At 61.5% G+C, this 19639-nt stretch carries 16 protein-coding genes and 1 riboswitch; of the genes, 12 read left to right on the top strand and 4 right to left on the bottom strand.

What is annotated here, in order from left to right; genetic code table 11:
- Positions 1 to 532 precede the first annotated feature (532 nt).
- A complete protein-coding gene (locus CIC07_RS01080; RefSeq protein WP_076359641.1) occupies positions 533 to 1003 on the bottom strand; it encodes a YwhD family protein in 471 nt (156 codons plus the stop codon).
- Positions 1004 to 1261: 258 nt separating this feature from the next.
- Here CIC07_RS01080 and CIC07_RS01075 point away from each other — a divergent pair, with 258 nt between their 5' ends.
- From CIC07_RS01075 to CIC07_RS01030, 10 genes are all read left to right on the top strand, one after another.
- Positions 1262 to 3235, top strand: a complete 1974-nt coding sequence (locus tag CIC07_RS01075) for a M1 family metallopeptidase (protein ID WP_076359536.1) — start codon at positions 1262 to 1264, stop codon at positions 3233 to 3235.
- A 27-nt stretch (positions 3236 to 3262) separates the two neighbouring features.
- Positions 3263 to 4093 (top strand): hypothetical protein, encoded by an 831-nt coding sequence (locus CIC07_RS01070; protein WP_076359537.1) that lies wholly within the window; start codon positions 3263 to 3265, stop codon positions 4091 to 4093.
- Positions 4094 to 4439: 346 nt separating this feature from the next.
- Positions 4440 to 4679 carry a hypothetical protein gene (locus tag CIC07_RS01065; RefSeq protein ID WP_076359538.1) on the top strand — a complete coding sequence of 80 codons (240 nt, stop codon included), beginning with the start codon at positions 4440 to 4442 and terminating at the stop codon, positions 4677 to 4679.
- 240 nt (positions 4680 to 4919) lie between these two features.
- Positions 4920 to 5083, top strand: a riboswitch (cyclic di-AMP (ydaO/yuaA leader).
- 5 nt (positions 5084 to 5088) lie between these two features.
- A complete protein-coding gene (locus CIC07_RS01060) occupies positions 5089 to 5592 on the top strand; it encodes a C40 family peptidase (RefSeq protein ID WP_076359539.1) in 504 nt (167 codons plus the stop codon).
- 385 nt (positions 5593 to 5977) lie between these two features.
- Positions 5978 to 6490 (top strand): M15 family metallopeptidase, encoded by a 513-nt coding sequence (locus CIC07_RS01055; RefSeq protein WP_094248445.1) that lies wholly within the window; start codon positions 5978 to 5980, stop codon positions 6488 to 6490.
- A gap of 150 nt (positions 6491 to 6640) precedes the next feature.
- Positions 6641 to 8701 (top strand): alkaline phosphatase, encoded by a 2061-nt coding sequence (locus CIC07_RS01050; protein ID WP_076359540.1) that lies wholly within the window; start codon positions 6641 to 6643, stop codon positions 8699 to 8701.
- Complete coding sequence (locus CIC07_RS25155; protein ID WP_200801163.1) at positions 8698 to 9798, top strand: hypothetical protein; 1101 nt, start codon at positions 8698 to 8700, stop codon at positions 9796 to 9798. Before CIC07_RS01050 ends, CIC07_RS25155 begins: the two co-directional genes overlap by 4 nt.
- The gene (locus tag CIC07_RS01040) at positions 9799 to 10497 is read left to right on the top strand and encodes an ABC transporter ATP-binding protein (RefSeq protein ID WP_234993100.1); all 699 of its coding nucleotides are present in this window, start codon (positions 9799 to 9801) and stop codon (positions 10495 to 10497) included.
- 2 nt (positions 10498 to 10499) lie between these two features.
- Positions 10500 to 11798 (top strand): ABC transporter permease, encoded by a 1299-nt coding sequence (locus CIC07_RS01035; RefSeq protein WP_076359541.1) that lies wholly within the window; start codon positions 10500 to 10502, stop codon positions 11796 to 11798.
- Positions 11799 to 11909: 111 nt separating this feature from the next.
- Positions 11910 to 12692 carry an exodeoxyribonuclease III gene (locus CIC07_RS01030; protein WP_076359542.1) on the top strand — a complete coding sequence of 261 codons (783 nt, stop codon included), beginning with the start codon at positions 11910 to 11912 and terminating at the stop codon, positions 12690 to 12692.
- 125 nt (positions 12693 to 12817) lie between these two features.
- Here CIC07_RS01030 and CIC07_RS01025 read toward each other — a convergent pair whose 3' ends face one another.
- The 3 genes from CIC07_RS01025 to CIC07_RS01015 form a co-directional block, all read right to left on the bottom strand.
- Positions 12818 to 14647: a DUF2339 domain-containing protein gene (locus tag CIC07_RS01025; protein ID WP_076359543.1), complete on the bottom strand. Its 1830-nt coding sequence runs from the start codon at positions 14645 to 14647 to the stop codon at positions 12818 to 12820.
- 189 nt (positions 14648 to 14836) lie between these two features.
- Positions 14837 to 15775 (bottom strand): 3'-5' exonuclease, encoded by a 939-nt coding sequence (locus CIC07_RS01020; protein WP_076359544.1) that lies wholly within the window; start codon positions 15773 to 15775, stop codon positions 14837 to 14839.
- A gap of 175 nt (positions 15776 to 15950) precedes the next feature.
- Positions 15951 to 16382, bottom strand: coding sequence for a VOC family protein (locus tag CIC07_RS01015; RefSeq protein WP_234993101.1), 432 nt, complete (start codon positions 16380 to 16382; stop codon positions 15951 to 15953).
- Between the two features lie 409 nt (positions 16383 to 16791).
- Here CIC07_RS01015 and CIC07_RS25635 point away from each other — a divergent pair, with 409 nt between their 5' ends.
- On the top strand, positions 16792 to 18450 hold the full coding sequence (locus CIC07_RS25635) for a helix-turn-helix domain-containing protein (protein WP_076359545.1): 1659 nt from the start codon (positions 16792 to 16794) through the stop codon (positions 18448 to 18450).
- A gap of 179 nt (positions 18451 to 18629) precedes the next feature.
- Complete coding sequence (locus tag CIC07_RS01005; protein ID WP_076359546.1) at positions 18630 to 19637, top strand: ABC transporter substrate-binding protein; 1008 nt, start codon at positions 18630 to 18632, stop codon at positions 19635 to 19637.
- The last annotated feature ends 2 nt before the right edge of the window (positions 19638 to 19639 follow it).

The raw sequence follows: 19639 nt of genomic DNA, 5'->3' as shown, positions 1-19639 counted from the left end.
ATGCATCCCGGTCTGGTCGCCCCCGGTCAAAGACGTTCAAAGCCTCATTCGTGGGCATGCCTAGCTTGATGCCTGGAGTCAAACGCCGGAAGAAGATCTGAATGCCGTCCAGCATCCGGTCAAATCCCCAACGAGTGCAGCCGTGCCGCAGGATAGCTGCCCTTTATTCGGGGCCGCCGAGCCGCCTCGGCATGGAGGGTGGGCATCCTCGGACATCGGCCTCCATGCGCAAAGGCTGGAGGAATGCTTCCAATAAAAAAGGCATGCGGCTGTCTCCGACAGCCGCATGCCTTTTTTATTGGAGTTACTTATGAATCAGTTTCCTTACGAGCCATATGAGGAGGACAATGAACACAATCAGCACAAGCAGTCCGCTGAAGTTGAACCCGCTAAAAATACGAATCCCCTCTTCTCCTGTTAGATTCATCTCTCCCCCACTATAGCCCAGTTCCAATTAGAAGGAAATGGACCGATAAAAACCTCCGCAGCCGCTCGCGGCGGCAATACGGAGGCCGATGCGTAGCCTCGCTGCTCAGCCTTCCAGCTGTTCCTTGAGCGCCGCAGGGGAATTCTCCCACCACTCGGCGTTGTTCTCAATCAGCAGCTTCTTGAGCGCCTGCTTGTCGGAAGCCGGCAGCTCCTCCAGCATGAAGCGGCGCTTGATCGCATAGTCCAGGTTGTTAACATGCTGGGCGAGAATCTTCCAGCCGCGGCGGATTTCCGGGTCTACCGTCATCGGGCAGGCTGTCGCTCCCGCGTAGTAGGACCCCTCGTCGTCGCGGTCGACGGCTACCCATACGATCCAGCACGGACGGCCGTTCGGAACGGCTTCCTTGTCCGTGAGGAATTTGATGCCCTTCTCCACCTTGCTCTTCGCATGAATCGCGCCGTTATCGATATAAGCCTCGCCGCCGTCGATGATGACCGAGGACACCCGGCTGAGATCGATCGTTCCCGCTCCGAAGCCCCGATGCTCCTTGCTGCTCACGACGTTGAGCGACAGCGAGCGCTTGCCCTTGGCCGGCTGTGCCGCCCCTTCGCCCTCCGGGCTGCCCGGGGATGGCGTTCCTTGATTTTCTTCCACTGATGATCCCTTCTTCCGCGATGATAATGAAGTCCAAATGGCTATAAAAGCCCGTCAAACCGCTTGCTGGCGGGACGGGCCGGGAGTTCGTCCGGATAAATTCCATTTTAGCTAATAATCAGGCAAAAGCAAACATATACATGCCTTAGAAGCTTGTCAACGGGAGGGAACCGGTCCATGGCCTCAAGCCGAACTTGCAAAACACTGCTGCTCGCCCTGCTCTTCACCACATCTCTTCTCGCCCCGTTCCAAGGCAGCGGACATCACGGACTTACTTCTTATACATATGCCGCTGCCGGAAATGAACCCGGCGTCGAGCCGGCGGCCGAGAGCTCTCCCGCCCCGGAGCCGGAAGCGGAGCCGCTGTCCCGAAGAGTGACCACCTACCAGATCCAGGTCAAGCTGAGCGGACGCACGCTGACCGGGACGGAGACGGTCACCTGGAAGAACCCGGGACGGAAAACCGTATCGGACATGTATGTCCACCTGTATCCGAACGCCTTTTTGTCGGATAAAACCACGTTCATGAAGGAATCCGGCGGAAAGCTCCGGGACGACAAGGCGACTGCAGGCAGCACCGGCTACATGCGCCTCGACTCCTTCAAGACGGAGGACGGAGAAAGCCTGCTGCCTCGGATCCACTATGTCCAGCCCGACGACGGCAACAAGGACGACTACACGCTGGCCAAGCTCAAGCTGCCGCAGCCGGTCGCTCCGGGCGAGGAGGTCACGCTCCAGATCGGCTTCACCGTCGGGCTTCCCGAGGTGTTCGCCCGCATGGGCTATTCGGGAGACTTCACGATGGCGGGACAGTGGTTCCCCAAGATCGCGGCCTACAACACGACCAGCACCGGCACGCGCAGCGCGGAAGGCTGGAACGTCCACCAATATCACGGCAACTCGGAATTCTACAGCGACTTCGGCGTGTATTCCGTCAAGATCGAGGTTCCCGCCGGCTACAAAGTCGCCGCCACAGGCGTCCAGACGAAGCTGGAAGCGGCCAAGGGCGGGCAGCAGTATACGTTCTATGCCGAGGACGTGCATGACTTCGGCTGGTCCGCCTCCCCCGACTTCCTTTACAGCGAGGAGCCTTTCTCCGCTCCCGGCGTTCCCGGAGTCCGCATCAAGCTCTATCTCGATCCGCTGCACAAGGAGCAGAAAGAACGCTACATGCACGCAGCCAAGTCGGCTCTGGCCAAATACGCCCAGTGGTACGGCAGCTACCCGTACAGCACCCTGTCCATCGTCGTTCCTCCCAAAGGGGCCAATGGCGCCGGCGGCATGGAATATCCGACGCTCGTGACCGCATTCGCCGCCGAGACGGACAATCCCGGCTACAGTCTGGAGCGGACGGTCGTGCATGAAATCGGCCATCAGTACTGGTACGGAATGGTCGCCTCCAACGAGTTCGAGGAAGCCTGGCTGGACGAAGGGTTCACCTCCTACTCCGAGGACAAGGTCATGGAAAGCGAATACGGCGTGGAGCCCCGCACGGCGCTGGAAGCGAGCTACGTCACCGATCCCGCCCCGCTCAAGCTGCTTTCCTGGTCGTTCGGCTCGCACAGCCGGTATGCGGACAATGTCTACAGCCGCGCCAAGCTGGTGCTGACCGGCATCGAGAACCGGGTCGGCACGAACATCATGAACAAGATCATGCGGACCTATTTCAACCAATATAAATTCAAGCATCCGACCACGGCGGACTTCAAGAAAGTCGTCGAGCAGGTCAGCAAGCAGAATTGGGACGACTACTTCAGCCAGTTCGTGTACGGAGGCGAGATGGCCGACTATTCGGTCGCCTCCATCCGGGTCTCGAAGGCGGCGGACTCCGGCGCCTCCAAAATGTACGAGTCCGACGTGCTCGTCAAGCGCGGCGGCGGCGTCTACGGCCCGGTTCCGGTCACCTTCAAGTTCGCCGACGGCTCTACGGCCTCCCGCACCTGGGACGGGGTGGAATCCGATATGCTCTACAAGCTGACCGCTCCCTCCCCGCTGCTCTGGGCCGCGGTCGATCCGGAACGGACCAACGTGCTGGACAACCGGCAGATGAACAACTTCCTGAAAGCCGAAGCTCCCCGCAAGCAGGAGGTCCGGATCAGCCTCGGCATCGTGAAGGCGCTGGAATGGATTGCGGGAGCGTTCGCCTGGTAGCGGCCCGAAGAGAGGAGAGTCTCAAACGTGTCTACTTATCTCAAGCAAGGGTGGCGCCTGACCGTCAAGCATCTGGCTGTGGCCGTCGCCCTGTTCCTGTACCGGTTGTTATGGGGATTTTTTCTCTACCGCTATGTCGACTCCATTATCGGACCGCTGCTTCGGCGGTATCCCGGAGCGAACGAGCCTTCTCAAGGGGCGGACGCCCTGTTCTGGGCGGAAGCCCAGTTCCGGCTGATGAAGACCGATCTCGCCCAGCCGGTCCTTTGGACGCTGGCCGCCCTTCTGCTCTCCCGCATGATCGTCACGCCGCTCATCAATGCCGGCCTGTTCTACTCCATCCACCATACGGCGGCCGGACATGAAGGCGGCACGTTATTCCTCCAGGGCATGCGAAAGGCTTGGAAGCCGGTCCTGCTTCTCTACTGGGCGGAAACGCTTCTTGCCGCCGCTCCTCTCTGGTGGCTGGGCTCCCGGGCAAGGGATGTCGTCAAGAACGGATCCTCCCTGCAGGAAATAGCCGTCAGCATCTTGCCTTGGGCGGCAGCGTGGCTGCTGTGGATCGGAGTTCTGCATCTGCTCAGCCTCTCCCTCCAGTTCGGAGCGGTATCCAGGCTCAAAGTCTCGGCGTCCCTATCGGCTGCCTGCAGACGGCTGCTCCCGATGGCCGGCCTCAGCCTGATCCTGCTCCTCTTTTCCGGCATCATCGGGGCCGGCTTCAGCGCCGCAGCGATGGCATGGGCCGGATTGGCCGCCCTCGTCATCCAGCAAGCCTATCATCTCGTCCGCACGCTGCTCGACTTGTGGCTGCTGACATCACAGTACGCTTGCTGGGAGGATTCGCGTCACATTAGTTGACAAAGCGATAATTCCATCGTACAATTGTGAAAATTCTCTGACAATTACGACTTGTTTTCAAAAAGCGTCTGCCGGTTTAATAACTTCTCAGGCAATCGGGCACCCTAAGCTTCCGCTCGACTCACGCATATCGGTTCCTGTCCCCGGGCAGGCAGATGGGCTCCCGCTCCCCATCCGCTGTCTGCGCCGGATCGGATGAACATCGACAGATGCAAGCAGTGAAAACAACGAATGGGCATGCTGTAAGCGAAGTTGCCGCACACAATCGCCGGCTCTCTCGGGGCCGCCCCCATACATCGAACAGCAGAATAGAGAAAATAACCAAACCAGAGAGGAAAATCGAACGATGACCGAACAAATTCAAGCATATTATGAAGAACTCCACCAATCCACCGCCGAGCTGCTTTACCGCTTTGAGCATTACGACCTGAATCCCAACGCCGGCAAGGCCCTTGAGGCGATCAGCAGCGAGCACGCCTTGCTCAGCCCGGATACCGGCAGCCTGCAGGAGGAAGCCCTGATGAAGCTGGTCGGCATGAGATCCCGGCTGCTGACCCTGATGGAAGACGTCCTTTATACCGTTTGATCCGGCCGCGGAATCAAGCAAGCCCCGCCTTCTCCATGAGAAGGCGGGGCTTTTTTTGGGGCTTGCGGGCCAAGGCGCAGAAATCGGGACGAGTCGCCATTTTCATCCGCTGCAGGGTGAGAAGCTCACCTATCAACAGCGATGTAAACGCTGTCTTCGCCTTTTTGAAACATGAGAATTATTAGAAAATGTCGTTTTCGGAAGGAGAAGGGGCGAAAAGCAAGAATATGTCTTCCAGTATCATTCAAAATGCCGAATTCCGTTGAACATGGAAACGGGGGAACCACTTTCCGGGTGAATTGATTTTGGGCGTCCGTCAGCTATTGTCGCGCATGCCGCAGGAATCATAGGGAACCTTCAACCGAACCCCACAGCTAACCTCGTAGGCTCTGGAAGGAGCTACTCAAGCTTGAAGAAGAAAGCAGCAAGCCTCATCCTCGGAATCTCTCTGCTGTTCGCTGCAGGCGTAGGCAGCGCAGCGGCTGATTCCAAAATGGACGGTGTCATCAGCGATCTCATCGGAACGCCGTACAAAACGGCCGGAACGACGACGAACGGATTCGATTGCTCCGGATTCACGTCCTATGTATTCAAGCAATTCAAGATCTCCCTGCCGCATTCCTCCTCTTCCCAAGCAGGCTTGGGCAAGAAAGTCGCGAAGGCTGATCTCAAGGCGGGCGACCTCGTGTTCTTCAATACGAGCGGCCGCGGCGTCTCGCATGTCGGAATCTATGTCGGGGACGGCAAGTTCGCCCACTCCTCGTCGAGCAAAGGCGTCATGATCAGCAGCCTGAGCGATTCCTACTACACAAAGCGTTACGTGTCCGCACGCCGGATCATGGACGACACCAAGTACGAGAAATACGCCGACGATCCAGCCGATACGGTCGACGGCAGTCCCGATGTGGACTAGCCTGTCCTGAATCCGGATCCCCTTGCGCAAACCGCAGCAGCCAACCCTTCGGGAAGGCGGCCAGCGGTTTGTTTGCTTTTGGACATGACCCGGCTGCCGCATGCTCCCGCTCCTACCGCTCCTTACCCCGCCCGCACCGACTGGAAACAGATTCCATGCCGATCAGCGGTTTCCTGAAGCTTTTTGTCCTCCCCGCTCGTATAAGCTTGAACAAAGCGAACGAGCAAAGGAGATCTTCATGCAGCAAAGCCCCCTGACGGGCGGACAAAAGGGCCGCAGCCCCAAGTCCGCAGGCCGGACTCAGACCCGGCGCAGAAACGGCCTCGGCTGCCTGCTGCTGGCGGCGGGACTCGTCCTCGCGGCGGCCGCCCTCTTCAAGCTGGAAATGCCGCGCCTGTTCGACCGGGTCGTCCCTCCGGGACTGTACCGGGAGGTGCCTCCCGTAACGCAGCTGCATCCGGTGCTCGACCGGAAAAAGGACGAGCTCATCTCGCTTGCCGCCGCCAAGGGCATCAAAGTCGTCATCACGGACGGCTTCCGCAGCTCGGCGGAGCAGGATGTCCTCTACAGCAAAGGCCGGGATGGCGGCGGCTCCATCGTGACCCATGCCCGCGGCGGAGAATCCTACCACAACTACGGTCTGGCGATCGACTTCGCTCTCAAGGACCGGACGGGCGACATCATCTGGGATATGGAATACGACGGGAACAAGAACGGCAAGGCCGACTGGCTGGAGGTCGTCGCGATCGCCAAGAGTCTCGGCTTCACATGGGGCGGCGACTGGCCCCAGTTCCCGGACAATCCCCATCTGCAAATGGACTTCGGCTATTCGATCTGGGAGCTGAAAAACGGCAATCGCCCTCCGGAGGACGGAACGGCTGGCGAGGAGAACAAGTAGACTCCGAATGGATGCCCGAATGAAAACGCCTTGCGGCTTCGCAGGCGTTTTCTTGATTTTACCAATTATTCATAAATCGTTAGCACCTGCTTAATCATTCTCTCTTACGCTGTGGAAGCATTCATTTCAGTAGCGGAGGGGTTTGGGGAGATGAAGAAAGCAAAAGCAGGTAAAATGCTTCTCGGGGCGGCGCTTGCGAGCGTCATGGCAGCAGGAGGAATCGGAATGGCCGAGCTGGCTCCGGCTCCAGCGGCGGCAGCCGAAGCGGCCGCAACGGCCAAAGCGGCGCCGTCCATTTACGTGGCTCCAATCCATAATGCCAAGTTCCTGGCGGGCGGCAAATTCGATTTCCGCGTGGAATTGAACGACTGGACCGGAGACGCTTCGGCCGTCAGCATTCAGGTCAACGGCAAAAGCGCGGAAGCCTTTTTCGGCAAAAGCTTCGAGAAGACCAGCACCGCCTCAAGCTCCTCCTTCATGATCCGCGGCGTATCGCTGGACAAGCCGGGCTCCTACACCGTGAAGGTGACGGCCGGATCCTTGTCCCGCACGGTCTCCTATCAAGCGGTGACCACCTCCGCAGCCGGCAAGAAGGCGAAGAACGTCATCCTCTTCGTCGGGGACGGCATGTCGCAGCCGAGCATCACCATCGCCCGCGCGATGTCCAAGGGCTTGACCGAAGGCAAGTACAACGGCCTCATGGAGATGGACAAGCTGGAGCAGCGCGCCGTCGTCACCACCTCCGGCATGGATTCCATCGTCACCGACTCGGCAAACAGCGCCAGCGCCTACAATACCGGCCACAAATCCGCGGTGAACGCCCTCGGCGTCTATCCGGACAATACGGAAAGCTCGCTGGACGATCCGCAGGTCGAGACGCTCGCCGAGATGCTGAAGCGCACGCGCGGCATGTCGGTCGGCATCGTCACGACCTCGGAGATCGAGGACGCGACGCCGGCCGCTGTCGTCTCCCATACCCGCCGCCGCGCGGACAAGCCGGAGATCGCCGACATGCTGCTGAAGCTTCAGCCTGAAGTCGTCATGGGCGGGGGATCGGCCTATTTCCTCCCCAAATCCGTTGCCGGCTCCAAGCGCAAGGACGAGAACGATCTCATCGGCGGCTTCGAGAAAGCCGGCTACAAGTTCGTGGACAGCGCCTCGGGACTGAAAAGCTCCGGAACGCCTGCCAAGCTGCTCGGCCTGTTCCATACCGGCGACATGAACGTCTACTACGACCGCTCGACCAAAAACACGGCGGCGCTCAAGTCGTTCACCGACCAGCCGAATCTGTGGGACATGACCAAGAAAGCGATCGAGGTGCTCAGCAAGAACGAAAACGGCTTCTTCCTGATGGTCGAAGGCGCCAGCATCGACAAGCAGCTGCATACGATGGACTGGGAGCGCTCCGCCTACGATACGATCGAGATGGACAAGGCCATCGGCGAGGCTCGCCGTTACGCGGACGCCTCGGGCGACACCCTCGTCCTGGCGACGGCCGACCATGCCCACTCCGCCAGCATCGCCGGCACCTATTGGGAAGGCGACGGCAAAACGGGACGCGAAGCGGTGCGCACCTATGAGCAGTCCAAATTCCCGACGTACGCCGACTCCGACAAGGACGGCTTCCCGGATACGCCGGATGTCGACCGCAAGCTGGCCGTCGTCTTCGGCGCCACGCCGGACTATTACGAGGATTACAAGTTCAGCTCCGTTCCTCAGGCTCCGGCCGTCCTCTCCGGAGATGCCTATATCGCGAATCCGGGAACGCTGGCCAATCCGGACGCCCCTGACAAGGACAAGTACCTCCATACGGGCACGCTGCCGAAATCCGAAAGCGTCGAGGTCCACTCCGCCGACGACGTGCCGCTGATGGCTCACGGACCGGGCTCCGAATATTTCAAAGGCACGCTGGACAATACCGAGGTATTCTTCGGGATGGCGCAGGCGCTCGGCCTGAGATTGGACGGCAGCAAGCCGGACAAGCAGACCTGGATCGAGCTGGACGGCTTCCTGAAGTCCGTCGGAGGCAGCACCTCCTATGATGCCGCCAAAAACGTCACCTTCGTGAGCGCCGGAGCAAGCAAGCTCGTGCTGTACATGGACAAGGGCATTGCGAAGAAAAACAACAAGCCGGTGCCGCTGAAGTTCAAAAGCGAGAACGGCAAGCTGATCGTCACCAGCGATTCGCTGCTGGCTTCCCTCGGCCAATGAGGAGCCGTCCGGCAACACTCCTCCGTCCGGTCCCGCTGCTTGCGGGACTGACGGCGGCCGGGCTGCTGCTGGCCGGCTGCGGAAGCAAGGCTCTCCCTTCAGGGGGAGAGCCTTCTTCCGTTTCGGCGTCCGCCGCGGAGACCGCCACGGGCGCGGCAAGCGGGCGAGCCGAAACGGCGCCTCTGGCGGAGCAGGGCGAGCGCATAGGAGCGGCCGAGGCAGCCTCGGAGCCAGGCCAGGCGCCGTCACCGGCTTCCGGCGCGGCAGCCGGGACGGCGGGCCGCGACGCCAGCGGCGGGCCCGGGCAAGAGCGGGGCAGCGGCGAGGCCGGGAATGCTCCCGCCGCTTCTACCGGCAAGGCGAATCAAGTGCCGGCCGATCGCGCAGCAGAGGCGCCGGCAGCGCAAGATGGCGCCGGACTTTCGTCCGGCAAGCCGTCCGGCGGAGCAAGCCCCGCTGCGGACCAAGCGCCGGGGACGGCCTATCCAGCCGCAAGCCCGGATGCGGAGCGGCGGCAGCAGACTCCCGCGCAGGGGAGCAAGCCGCCCGCCGGAGCTCCTGCATCCGGCTCCAAGCCTGCTGCGGGCGCATCCCCGGCCCCGTCGGCATCCGCTGGCCCGCCGGCATCCTCCGGTCCCAGAGCAAGCCTGCCCGTCAGTTCGGCTTCGCCTTCGCCGAGTCCGGCAGGCTCCGCTCCGCCGACCGTCCGCTCCAGCCTGGACGGACCCGAGACGATCCGCTTCTCCGAGCTGTACGGCAAGGAGACGGTGCGAGGACTGACCTTCTCCGACAAGCTCAAGGAGCTCGACGGGCAAAAGGTGGAGATGATCGGCTACATGGCTCCGCCGCTGACGGCGACCGTCCGTTTCTTCGTCCTTACCCGCATTCCGCTGGCAATCTGTCCCTTCTGCTCCTCCGACGCCGACTGGCCGTCCGATATCGTCGTCGTCAATCTGCCGAAAGGCTCGGAGATGACGCCGACCGAGCATCAGGTCAAGATAACCGGGACGCTGAGCGTCGGCTCCATGACCGACGAGGAGACCGGCTTCGTCAGCCTGATCCGCATCAATGCCGACAAGACGGAGGTGCTGAAATAAATGACGCTGATTGCCATGGAGCAAGTGGTCAAGCGGTTCCGCATCCAAGGCGGCATCATGATGCCGGTGCTGGATGTCCCGTTCTTCGAGCTGCGCCAAGGCGAGCGCAAGGCGCTGGTCGGGCCGAGCGGCTCCGGTAAAAGCACGCTGCTTCACCTGATCGCAGGCATCTCGCGCCCGACGGAAGGCTCCATCACCTTCATGGGCAAGCGGACGGACCAGCTTCGCGAGGCGGAGCTCGACCGCTTGCGGGCCGCTCATATCGGCTATGTGCACCAGAGCTTCCAGCTGGTCCCCGGTTTCACGGCGCTGGAGAACGTGCTCGCCGCCGCCAGCTTCGGCCGCGTGCTCGACAAGCGCGCCCGGCGGGGCAGAGCCGCCGAGCTGCTGGAGCTGGCCGGGCTCGGACATCGCCTCCACCACCGGCCCTCCCAGCTGAGCCAGGGCGAGCAGCAGCGCGTCGCCATCGCGCGGGCGCTCGTGAACGGCCCGGAGCTGCTGCTCGCCGACGAGCCGACAGCCAGCTTGGACGCCTCGACGGCGGCGCAGATCATGGAGCTGCTCCTCGCCGCCGCTTCCGATACGGGCGCCGCGCTCCTTCTCTGCACCCATGACCTCGAGCAGGCAGCGCGCATGGACAGCTCCGTATCCATGCGGGAGCTGTCCCGCAGGCCGCTCTCGCCGGCGAAAGGAGCCTAGCCATGTCCCTGCTGAGCATGGCCATCCGCAATCTGATGGCCCGCAAAGTCCAAACCGCCCTGACAGCTGCCGTCGTTCTTGTCGGTATCGCCGTCACGCTGGCGGTTCTGATCCTCTCCGGTGGCGTGCGCGGCGGCATCGAGCGGGCAAGCGAGCCGTTCGGCCTCCTGATCGGCTCCAAGGGGAGCGCCAACCAGCTCGTGTTCAACACCATCTTTCTGATGGACCGCCCGCTGGACAACCTCAGCCATGCCTACTATGAGAAGCTGGCCGAGAATGACGAGGTGCAGACAGCCGTTCCGTTCGCACTCGGAGACCAGTACCGGGGATTCCGGATCGTCGGGACAAGCGCCGGCTTCTTCGACCTCAGGGGCCGGCCTGCCGATCCGCCCTACTTCAACCTTCGAGAAGGAAGGCTGTTCAGCGGCCCCTTCCAGGCGGTGATCGGAGCGGAGGTCGCCTCGCGCGAGGGGCTCAAGGTCGGGGACCGCTTCGTCTCCGAGCATGGAGTCGTCGTCGCCGCCGAACCGGATGAGCATGCCGAGCATCCCTATGAAGTGGTCGGCATCCTGAAGCCGGTAGCGGCTCCTTCCGACCAGGGCATCTACGTCAGCATGGACAGCTACTGGATCAGCCATGAGCATGGGCATGAAGAGGAAGGCGGAGCGGCCGACGGCGGACAAGCGCCTTCTCCTTCTACCGAGGCTTCGCCCGCGCCGGGTCCGGCCGGGTCCGACGTTTCCGACGAGGATGAAGCTGCCCGCGGAGTGACGGCCGTCCTCGTCAAGCCCAAGAGCTACATCGGGCTGATGAAGCTGTACCAGCAGACGAATGCCGGCAAAGAAGCTCAGGCCGTGCTGCCTGGGCAGACGCTGGCCAAGCTGTTCGACATGCTGGGCAGCGGCGAACAGGCTCTGCGCAGCATCGGATACATCATTCTCGGCATGGCAGGCCTCACGGTCTGCCTCTCCCTGTACGGATCGGCGATGGAGCGCCGCCGCAGCGTGGCCATCCTGCGCGCGATCGGCGCCGGCCGCCGCCATGTGATGGCCATCGTGCTGCTGGAATCCTCCATCGTCATGCTGCTCGGCTGCGTCCTCGGCATCGCCGGAGCCTACGGCTTGTCCGCCGTCCTGTCCGGCTATATCGGCTCCCGCGTCTCCATCGCCGTGACGGTCGGATTCCAGTGGTCCCATCTTGGCATCGCCGGCATCGTGCTTGCGGCCGGCATCGCAGCCGGACTCATTCCTGCGCTGGCCGCCTACCGGGCCGAAACGGCCCGTTACCTCGCGATCCAATAACTGCCTTCCTCCAATAGCTTCCTTCCTCCCCTCCCGGAGCCCGGCCATGGTACACTGGACAGATAAAGCCATACACAGATAAGCCATGCCGCAAGCGGGGAGAGAATGCAAGTGAAACTGGTGTCGTGGAATGTCAACGGGCTGAGAGCCTGCGTCAAGAAAGGCTTTGCCGATTATTTCAATCATATGGATGCCGACATCTTCTGCGTGCAGGAGACGAAGCTGCAGGAAGGGCAGATCGAGCTGGACCATGCCGAAGGCTATCATCTGTTCTGGAATTACGCCGTCCGCAAGGGTTATTCCGGAACGGCCGTCTGGACCCGGATCAAGCCGTTGGCCGTCCGGTACGGACTCGAGGACGACTTCGAGGAGGAAGGCCGCATCCTCACCCTCGAGTTCGAAGGGTGGTACCTGGTCAACGTCTATACGCCCAACTCCCGGCGCGACCTGTCCCGCCTTCCGTTCCGGCTGGAGTGGGAGGAGCGCATCCTGCGCTATCTTCAAGGCCTGGATGCCGTGAAGCCTGTCATCCTGTGCGGGGACCTCAACGTCGCCCATCAGGATATCGACCTCAAGAACGCGCGCGCCAACCGCGGCAACTCGGGCTTCACCGAGGAAGAGCGGGGCCGGATGACGACGCTGCTGGAAGCCGGATTCGTCGATACGTTCCGCCACTTCCATCCCGATGCGGAAGGCGCCTATACCTGGTGGTCCTTCATGCCGAAGGTGCGGGAGAAGAACATCGGCTGGCGCATCGACTACTTCCTCACTTCGGAGCGGCTCCGTCCGCTGCTGAAGGACGCCTCCATCGACAGCGCCGTGCTTGGCAGCGACCATTGTCCGGTCGTGCTGGAGCTGGCTGACGAGCCGGGCCGTCCCTCTGCGGAAGCCTAGGGACGCCGCGACGGCAAGCAAGGCGGCCGATGCTTCTGCGGCGGAAGCCGCAAAGGTCGGCATGCCCCAGGGCGCATACGCTCTGGAGGCAAGCAAAAGAGGGTCCCTCGCGGGACCCTCTTTTGCTACTCGTTTTTTTGCTTGCTGTACATGATCCTCGATACAGCGATGCCCACCACCCCGAGACCGATGAACAGAATCGCGCGGACGGCGATCGTCACGCCCGGAACGTCGATGAAGATGACCTTCAGCAGGGTAAGCAGCACGAGCAGCATGCCGGCGAATCGAGCCTTCGGCCGCCGCAGCATGATTCCGGCCGTGATCAGCGCGATCGCATAGACGACCCACGCCGCGGACAAGATCAGCCTCTGGCTGTCCGTCTCCAGCGGCCTCGACGCTGCCAGCGTGAGCTGGGTCAAGAACACCAGGCCAAGCACTCCGGTCAGCCATAAAAGCGCTGCGGCGCCCTGCTTCGCTTGCGGGCTCTGTTTATTCGCCAGAACCATTCGGTACAGGACCAGCAAGCCCGCCAGCAGGACGATCCAGCTCAAGGTTTCCGGCGATGCGACGGCATCGATGGGCATCCCGATGATCCGCATCGCGCCGATGAAGAATACGATCGCCCCCGCTCCCTGCTGGTAGGGAGCGCGGATGCGCAGGCCGATCGCCAGAGCCAGCGTCCCTTCGACCGCGAGTGCCGCTCCCGCATAAGTGCCCGGCAGCGACTCGAGAAGCAGCAGCATCCACCCGAGCGTCGCCGTGACGGCGAGCAGCTCGGCCGCTTCCTTTTTCTTGGACAGCTGCGAGTAGGCCAGAAGGCTGTAGACAGCCGCGCCGATCCCGACCAAGATCAAATACTGGCTTTCATGCTTCGGCATCAGCAGCAGGTATGCCCACCCTGCCGTAACCGCAAAGGAAGCGAACGCAAGCCCTCTCCGCTCGGAGTAGACCGGAGCCTCCCGCCTCTCCAGCAGATACGCTGCGAGGAGAATGGCCTGCTGCAAGAGCTGGGCGCAGAGGAACCACCATTCCGCTCCATCGCCGGCTCCAAGAAGGGCGGCGACGAGGAGCGAAGGCTGCAGAAGCAGATAGGAAGCGGCGTACACCCAGCGGAGCCGAAGCCTCCAGCCGATAAGCAGCGCGGAAGCAGCGAACAGCCCTTCATAGGCGACAAGAATGGAGACATGGGGGGCATCGGAATCAAGGAGAAACGGAATCAGGCATCCGGCAGCCATGGCGAGCAGCATGAGAGACTGCGAGCGGTAGGCGAGCGCTGTCCTGCCAAACAGCAGGATGGCGATGCCGTAGAGGACGCAGGCCAGCGGTACGGACATGAATCCATACAGCATATGCGCCGCGAACAACGTCAGCACGAGCAGCGAATGCGCTCCGCCAAGCAGCGCCTGGCCGAGCGCTTCCCGCTTATGCCGCATCTGCCGGATGCCGGCTGCGAACATGCATGCCGCCGCCGCAGCGCCGAGCCAGCAGCGGACCGGGCGCGTGATCATGCCGGCATTGACGGCTGCGGCGAAGCCCCACAGCACGCCGAGCAGCAGCACGACGATGAAGATCCGCGGCAGCCACACCCTGCCGAGCAGATGCTCCCAATCGACTGGAGGAGCGGGCGGGCGAGAAGCTGCCTGCAAAGGCGCCGCCCCTGCTGCCGCATGTCCGGGAGGACCGGCAGGCCCCGAAGCAGATCCCGGCATCGAAGGATGCCCGCCCCCTGCATGAGATTGGGCCGGCGCCGTCTGCAGCGGATGCTCGGAAAGTTGCCCCCCGCTTGCCTGCTCGGCGGCCTCGGTCCTTCCGTATGCCGGTGCCGCAGCGCCTTCCCTCCGCTCCCCGCCGGACAACGGCAGGTCAGCCGCCTGCCGCTGCCGCAGCTCCGCCAGCTCAAGCGCCAAGCCCTGAATAAGCCGTTCCAACCGTTCGACTCTCTCTTCGAGCTTCATTTGCTATCCCCTTTTGAACGCTAAAATATGCCGGCTTGCTAAGAAGCGGCTCCAACTTAAGTTACACGCATCCGGCCCATTCCAAATCCCATTTCAGGATTATATCGGTTCAGAGTCCTTGTTTATCCAATCGAGCTTCCGTAAAAAAATGCCGGCGATGGATCGCCGGCATTCTGCATATATACACGCTTAAGCGTCCGCGCCTCTCCCGCTATGGGATTGCCCGGACGGACCTGCCGACGCCTCGCTTACAGCCTCGGGCCCTTCCGAAACGGCCGCAGCTTCCCGATCTCCCTGCGCTTCCGGACCATCTGCCGCTTCAGGCGACGATTCACCAGCCGGACGCATGCCTGGACGCGGAGTCTGCGGCCTCTTCGGCGCCTTCACGATCTCCGCCTCGTAGTAGACCCGCAGCTCCGCCGCCTTTTTGGCGTTGTCCATGTCCACCTTCGCCTTGGCCAGCTTATCGGCCACCAGCTCCCAGGTCGGCTGCACCTTCTGCACGGCGAGGCCGCGGATCGCATTTTTCACCATTCTCCGTTCCTTGGCATTGGAGTAGGTGTCCTTGTACTGCCGCGCGTCCGTATCATGCTGAATGTCCGGGAAGATGCGCCGGAAAATCTCCGCCGTCATGCGGGCGTCGTCCAGAGCCCGGTGGGCGCTGCCCTCGGCCGGAATGGCAAGCTCCGCCAAAGCCGCTTCGACGCTGACATCGTTGGTCAGGCTGCGCGCGCGCAAATAGATCTTGAGCAGATCATAATAAGAAGCCGCGAGCCAATAGGCATCGTCAAGCTTGTGCATGCGGGTATCCAGCACGATCCGCTTCATATCCTCGCCGCCCCACGTCACGAACGTGCAGGCTTCGCTCTTGCCCAGCCAAGCCAGAAAATGGCGGATGACCGGAACAAACCCGCTCGCCGCATCGATGTCCTCCTGCGGTATGCCCGTCTTCTCCCGAATGAAGCTGTTCAGCTTCGCAAAATAAACCGGCTTGATCAGCGCCGTGAACTCGTCGATCTTCTCCAAGGCTTCGTTCAGCCGGACCGCGCCGATCTCGATAACCTCCATCGGCTTGTCGCTGGCGAACTTCCGCCCGTTGAACTCAATATCCAACACGATATAATCCATGCTCTACCTCCGCTGCAATATCCATTGCTCCCATCATACACGATATGGGACGGTCAAGGACAGCGGAGCATCCTCCGGAAAATCCCCGTTCCCTGCCTGGTATGGCAGCGTTTGCCTCCGGAAGCGGCAAGAAGCCCCGTTCCCTGCCTGGTATGGCAGCGACGGGGCTTCTTGCTTATTCCCTGCATATCATCAGCTTATTGCCGTCCGGGTCGAGAACGACAAACCACTGGCCATGCTCGATCTCCGTCACGAGCCGGGCGCCAAGCTCCTTCATATAAGCGAGCGATTCCTCCAGCTTGTCGGTGAGAAGCATGAACGCCGGCGTCAGGATCGAAGGGGCTCCATCCGGTTCGCCGCCTCCCCATCTGGGCATCGTATCGAGGATCAATCCCGTTCCCTGCATCGGCAGCGGGCACAGATGGCCGAAGTGGATCGGGCAATCGTCTTCCGACAGCCCCAGCACCTTGCAGTACCAGCTGCGGGAAGCCTCGATGTTCCGCACCGGAACGAAATAGCTGCCGACCTTGTTTTTGATCGGACTTGCAGCAATTGCCGAACCAAGTGTCTCTTCGTTGGCGCCCATCGTTTTCCCTCCATGGATCATGTTGAAAGCCTCCGGCGAACAGGCAAGCGCCAGACCGGCCTCTGATCGCCCACATCCTTCCAATTCTATATCATCATATCAAATATCCGAATGACGGGCGTGCCATTTTTTTCAATCAGCCCCGCCGGGTTCCCGGCCCCTTCGTGCCGCCGAGCTTTCGGAAGCCGGAAGCCTGGCGCGCAGCGAATCAAGAACCTTGCTGTGCATAAGGATGCCCTCAAGACTCCTTCATTCCCAGTCGGCCTGAAATCGGTTATACTATGATAATGAGAATCATTATCGAATAAACCATATCATTCATCTCATTTGTGTCATTCATGTCATTCATGTCATTCATGTTATTCGTGTCATTCATGTTATTCGTGTCATTCATAGCGTTCATATAAATCGTAAAAGGCGGAATCCATCCATGTCGTATCCATTCATTCCCCTTGCCGCGGCAAGCGATTTCGGAAGCTGGACCCTGCATCTGAGAGGGGCGGACATCGTCACGCCTGCGGAGGCCGATCCCGGAGGCTCCCGGAGGCAGCTGCTCGCTTATCCCGTCCTCATGGCCTTGCTCGGCGGAGAATGCCGGCTAATAAGGGATTCTCGGCTTACCCTCATGCAGCCGGGGGTGCTCTACATCTGCCGGCCGGGCAGCACGATGGATCTGGAGGCGCAGAGCAGCCAGGCCACTATCGCCGTCCTGCGGATCGGGCTGTACGCTCCCTCCTCCCCCGATTCGCTTCAGCTCCGGCCCATAACCCCGGAGGAGAGCCTCTCGGTTGCGGAAGAGACGCCCTTTCCCGATGGCCGGCTGGAGGATGTCATGCGCAGCATCTATAACCGCTATCTCAGCGGCGAGGATCTGCTTCGCTGGCAGGCCCAGGCAGACGCCTTCCAGCTGCTGGTCAGGACGGCCGAAGCCTCGGAGGAGAGCAAGGCCGGGAAGACAGCCGGCCTGCTGGAGCGCGCCCGCCGGTACATCGACGGGCATCTCGCCGAGCCGCTGACGATGGAGCAGATCTCGGCCGGTACCGGCCTGAGCGCCAAGCACTTCGCCGACGTGTTCAAGAAAGCCTACGGCGCCAGTCCCCATGACTACATGACGCAAGCCCGGCTCGAAAAGGCGAAGCGGCTCATGCTCCAGGGCAGCCGCAAGCTCAAGGATGTGGCCCATGCGGTCGGATACGAGGATGAATTCTATTTCAGCCGCCTGTTCAAAAAAGAGCATGGCCTGCCGCCATCCCGTTATGTGGCAAAACGCAAAGTCCGCACCGCCGCCTACGGCTGCCCTTCCGCGCTCGGCTACCTGCTTCCGCTCGGCGTCCTGCCGCTGGCGGCACCGATGCATCCCAAATGGTCGGGCTATTACATCGAGCGGTTCGGCGCGGACATCCCCTGCCATCTCGACTACGGACCTGCGGTTCTGTCCGCAGGCCGCAATCTGGAGATTCTGCAGCAGGCGCAGCCGGATCTCATTCTCTGTCCGTCCACCGCGAGCGAGGAGGAGAGACGGGCGCTGGAGGCCATCGGCTCCGTCATGACCCTCCCGGAGGAGGAGGGTCGCGGATGGGAGCGAGGCCTGCGCGAGCTGGCGGAAACACTCGGCCTGCCGGAGGAGGCCGGCCGCTGGATTTCCAGGTTCGAGCGGAGAACCTCACAGATCCGCAGCCTGATCGCTGCGGCTTCCGGTGGAAATGCAGCTCCCGATGTGCTTCCCGTGCGCATGTTCAAGGACCGTCTCTACACATTCGGCTCGCAGGGCATCATGGACTTCCTGTACAGGGAGCTCGGCCTGGGAAGGCCGCCGTCCCTGCCCGATACAGCCTCGGCGGCGCTCCCTCTTGAGCTGGAGCAGATCGCCGAGGCCGAGGCCGGCCGGATTCTCCTGCTCGTCTGCCAGGAGTCCGAGACGCTGGAGCATTGGGAGCGGCTCAGCCGGTCTCCGGAATGGCTGGCTCTGCCCGCCGTGCGCAGGAAAAGCGTGATCAGGCTGCCATCAAGCCCGTGGAGGGAGTACTCGCCCATAGCCCTGGAGAGGATCGGCGAAGAGGCGCTCCGCATCTTCGGATCCGGTTCCTAGCCGGGCACCGGCATGGCGGCGAAGTGGCTCCGTATGGATTTCAATCATCCCCTGGCCGCAGATTGTCCATGAACCGTCCGATTTTTGTCCATGGAGGGAAGCTTCCACGGTCTCTATGATGGTAATGAGAATCGTTATCAATGACGGTGACCATCATTCGAAGGGAGTCTATATAGACGATGAAAAAAGTTCTGCTCGGCCTTATGCTCGTCACGATGCTTGGAACGACCGCTGCCTGCGGCAGCAGCAACCATAACGGAGGCGCCGCGAGTCCCGCTCCCGCCTCCTCGCCTTCGCCGGACAGCTCCGCAAGCCCGGCTCCATCCGCCGACCCGGCCGCTGCGGCGGTCAAAACCGTAAGCTACCTCGGCAAGGACTACACGGTGCCTCAGACGGCCCAGCGAATCGTCATCACCGGCGCGGTGGAAGCGATGGAGGATTCCGTCCTTCTGGACATCCATCCGGTCGGAGCGATTTCCTTCTCCGGCGCTTTCCCGGCATTGTTCCAATCCATTACGGACAAGGCCGAGCCGGTCGGAGAGAAAACCGAGCCGAACTTCGAGAAAATCCTGGCCTTGAAGCCTGATGTCATCCTGGCGTCGAGCAAGTTCGACCCGGCGGTCACCGAGAAGCTGTCCCAGATCGCCGTGACCCTTCCTTATTCCCACGTCTCGACGGATTGGGAAGCGAACCTGACGCTGCTCGGCGAGCTGACCGGCAAGCAGGAGCAGGCGGCCAAGGAAATCTCCCAATACAAAGAAGAGCTGGAGCAGGCCAAAACCGCTCTCGGCGAGAAGCTCAAAGATCAGAAGGTCGCCGTCATCCGGGTCCGCAGCGGCCAGATCGCCATCTTCGGTCCAACGCTGTTCTTCAATCCGATCGTCTACTCCGACCTCGGCTTGACGCCTCCGCCGGCCATCGCGGCAGCCAAGAAGCAAGAAATGCTGTCCATCGAGAAGTTCGCCGAAATCAACCCGGACCTCCTGTTCATCCAATTCTCCGAGGATGAGAACAAGCAGGCGGCGACCGCGCTGGACGATCTGCAGAAGAACCCGATCTTCAAAAGCATCAATGCGGTGAAAAACGGCAAGGTGTTCATCAACGTCGTCGATCCGCTGGCCCAGGGCGGAACGGGATACAGCAAGATCCAATTTCTGAAAGCCTTTGTCGAAAAAGCGGGCGCTTAGTC

The organism is Paenibacillus sp. RUD330 (assembly GCF_002243345.2).
GTDB lineage: Bacteria > Bacillota > Bacilli > Paenibacillales > Paenibacillaceae > Paenibacillus_O.
The sequence above is the reverse complement of the archived record's forward strand: the minus strand, read 5'-3'. Positions and strand labels throughout refer to the sequence as shown.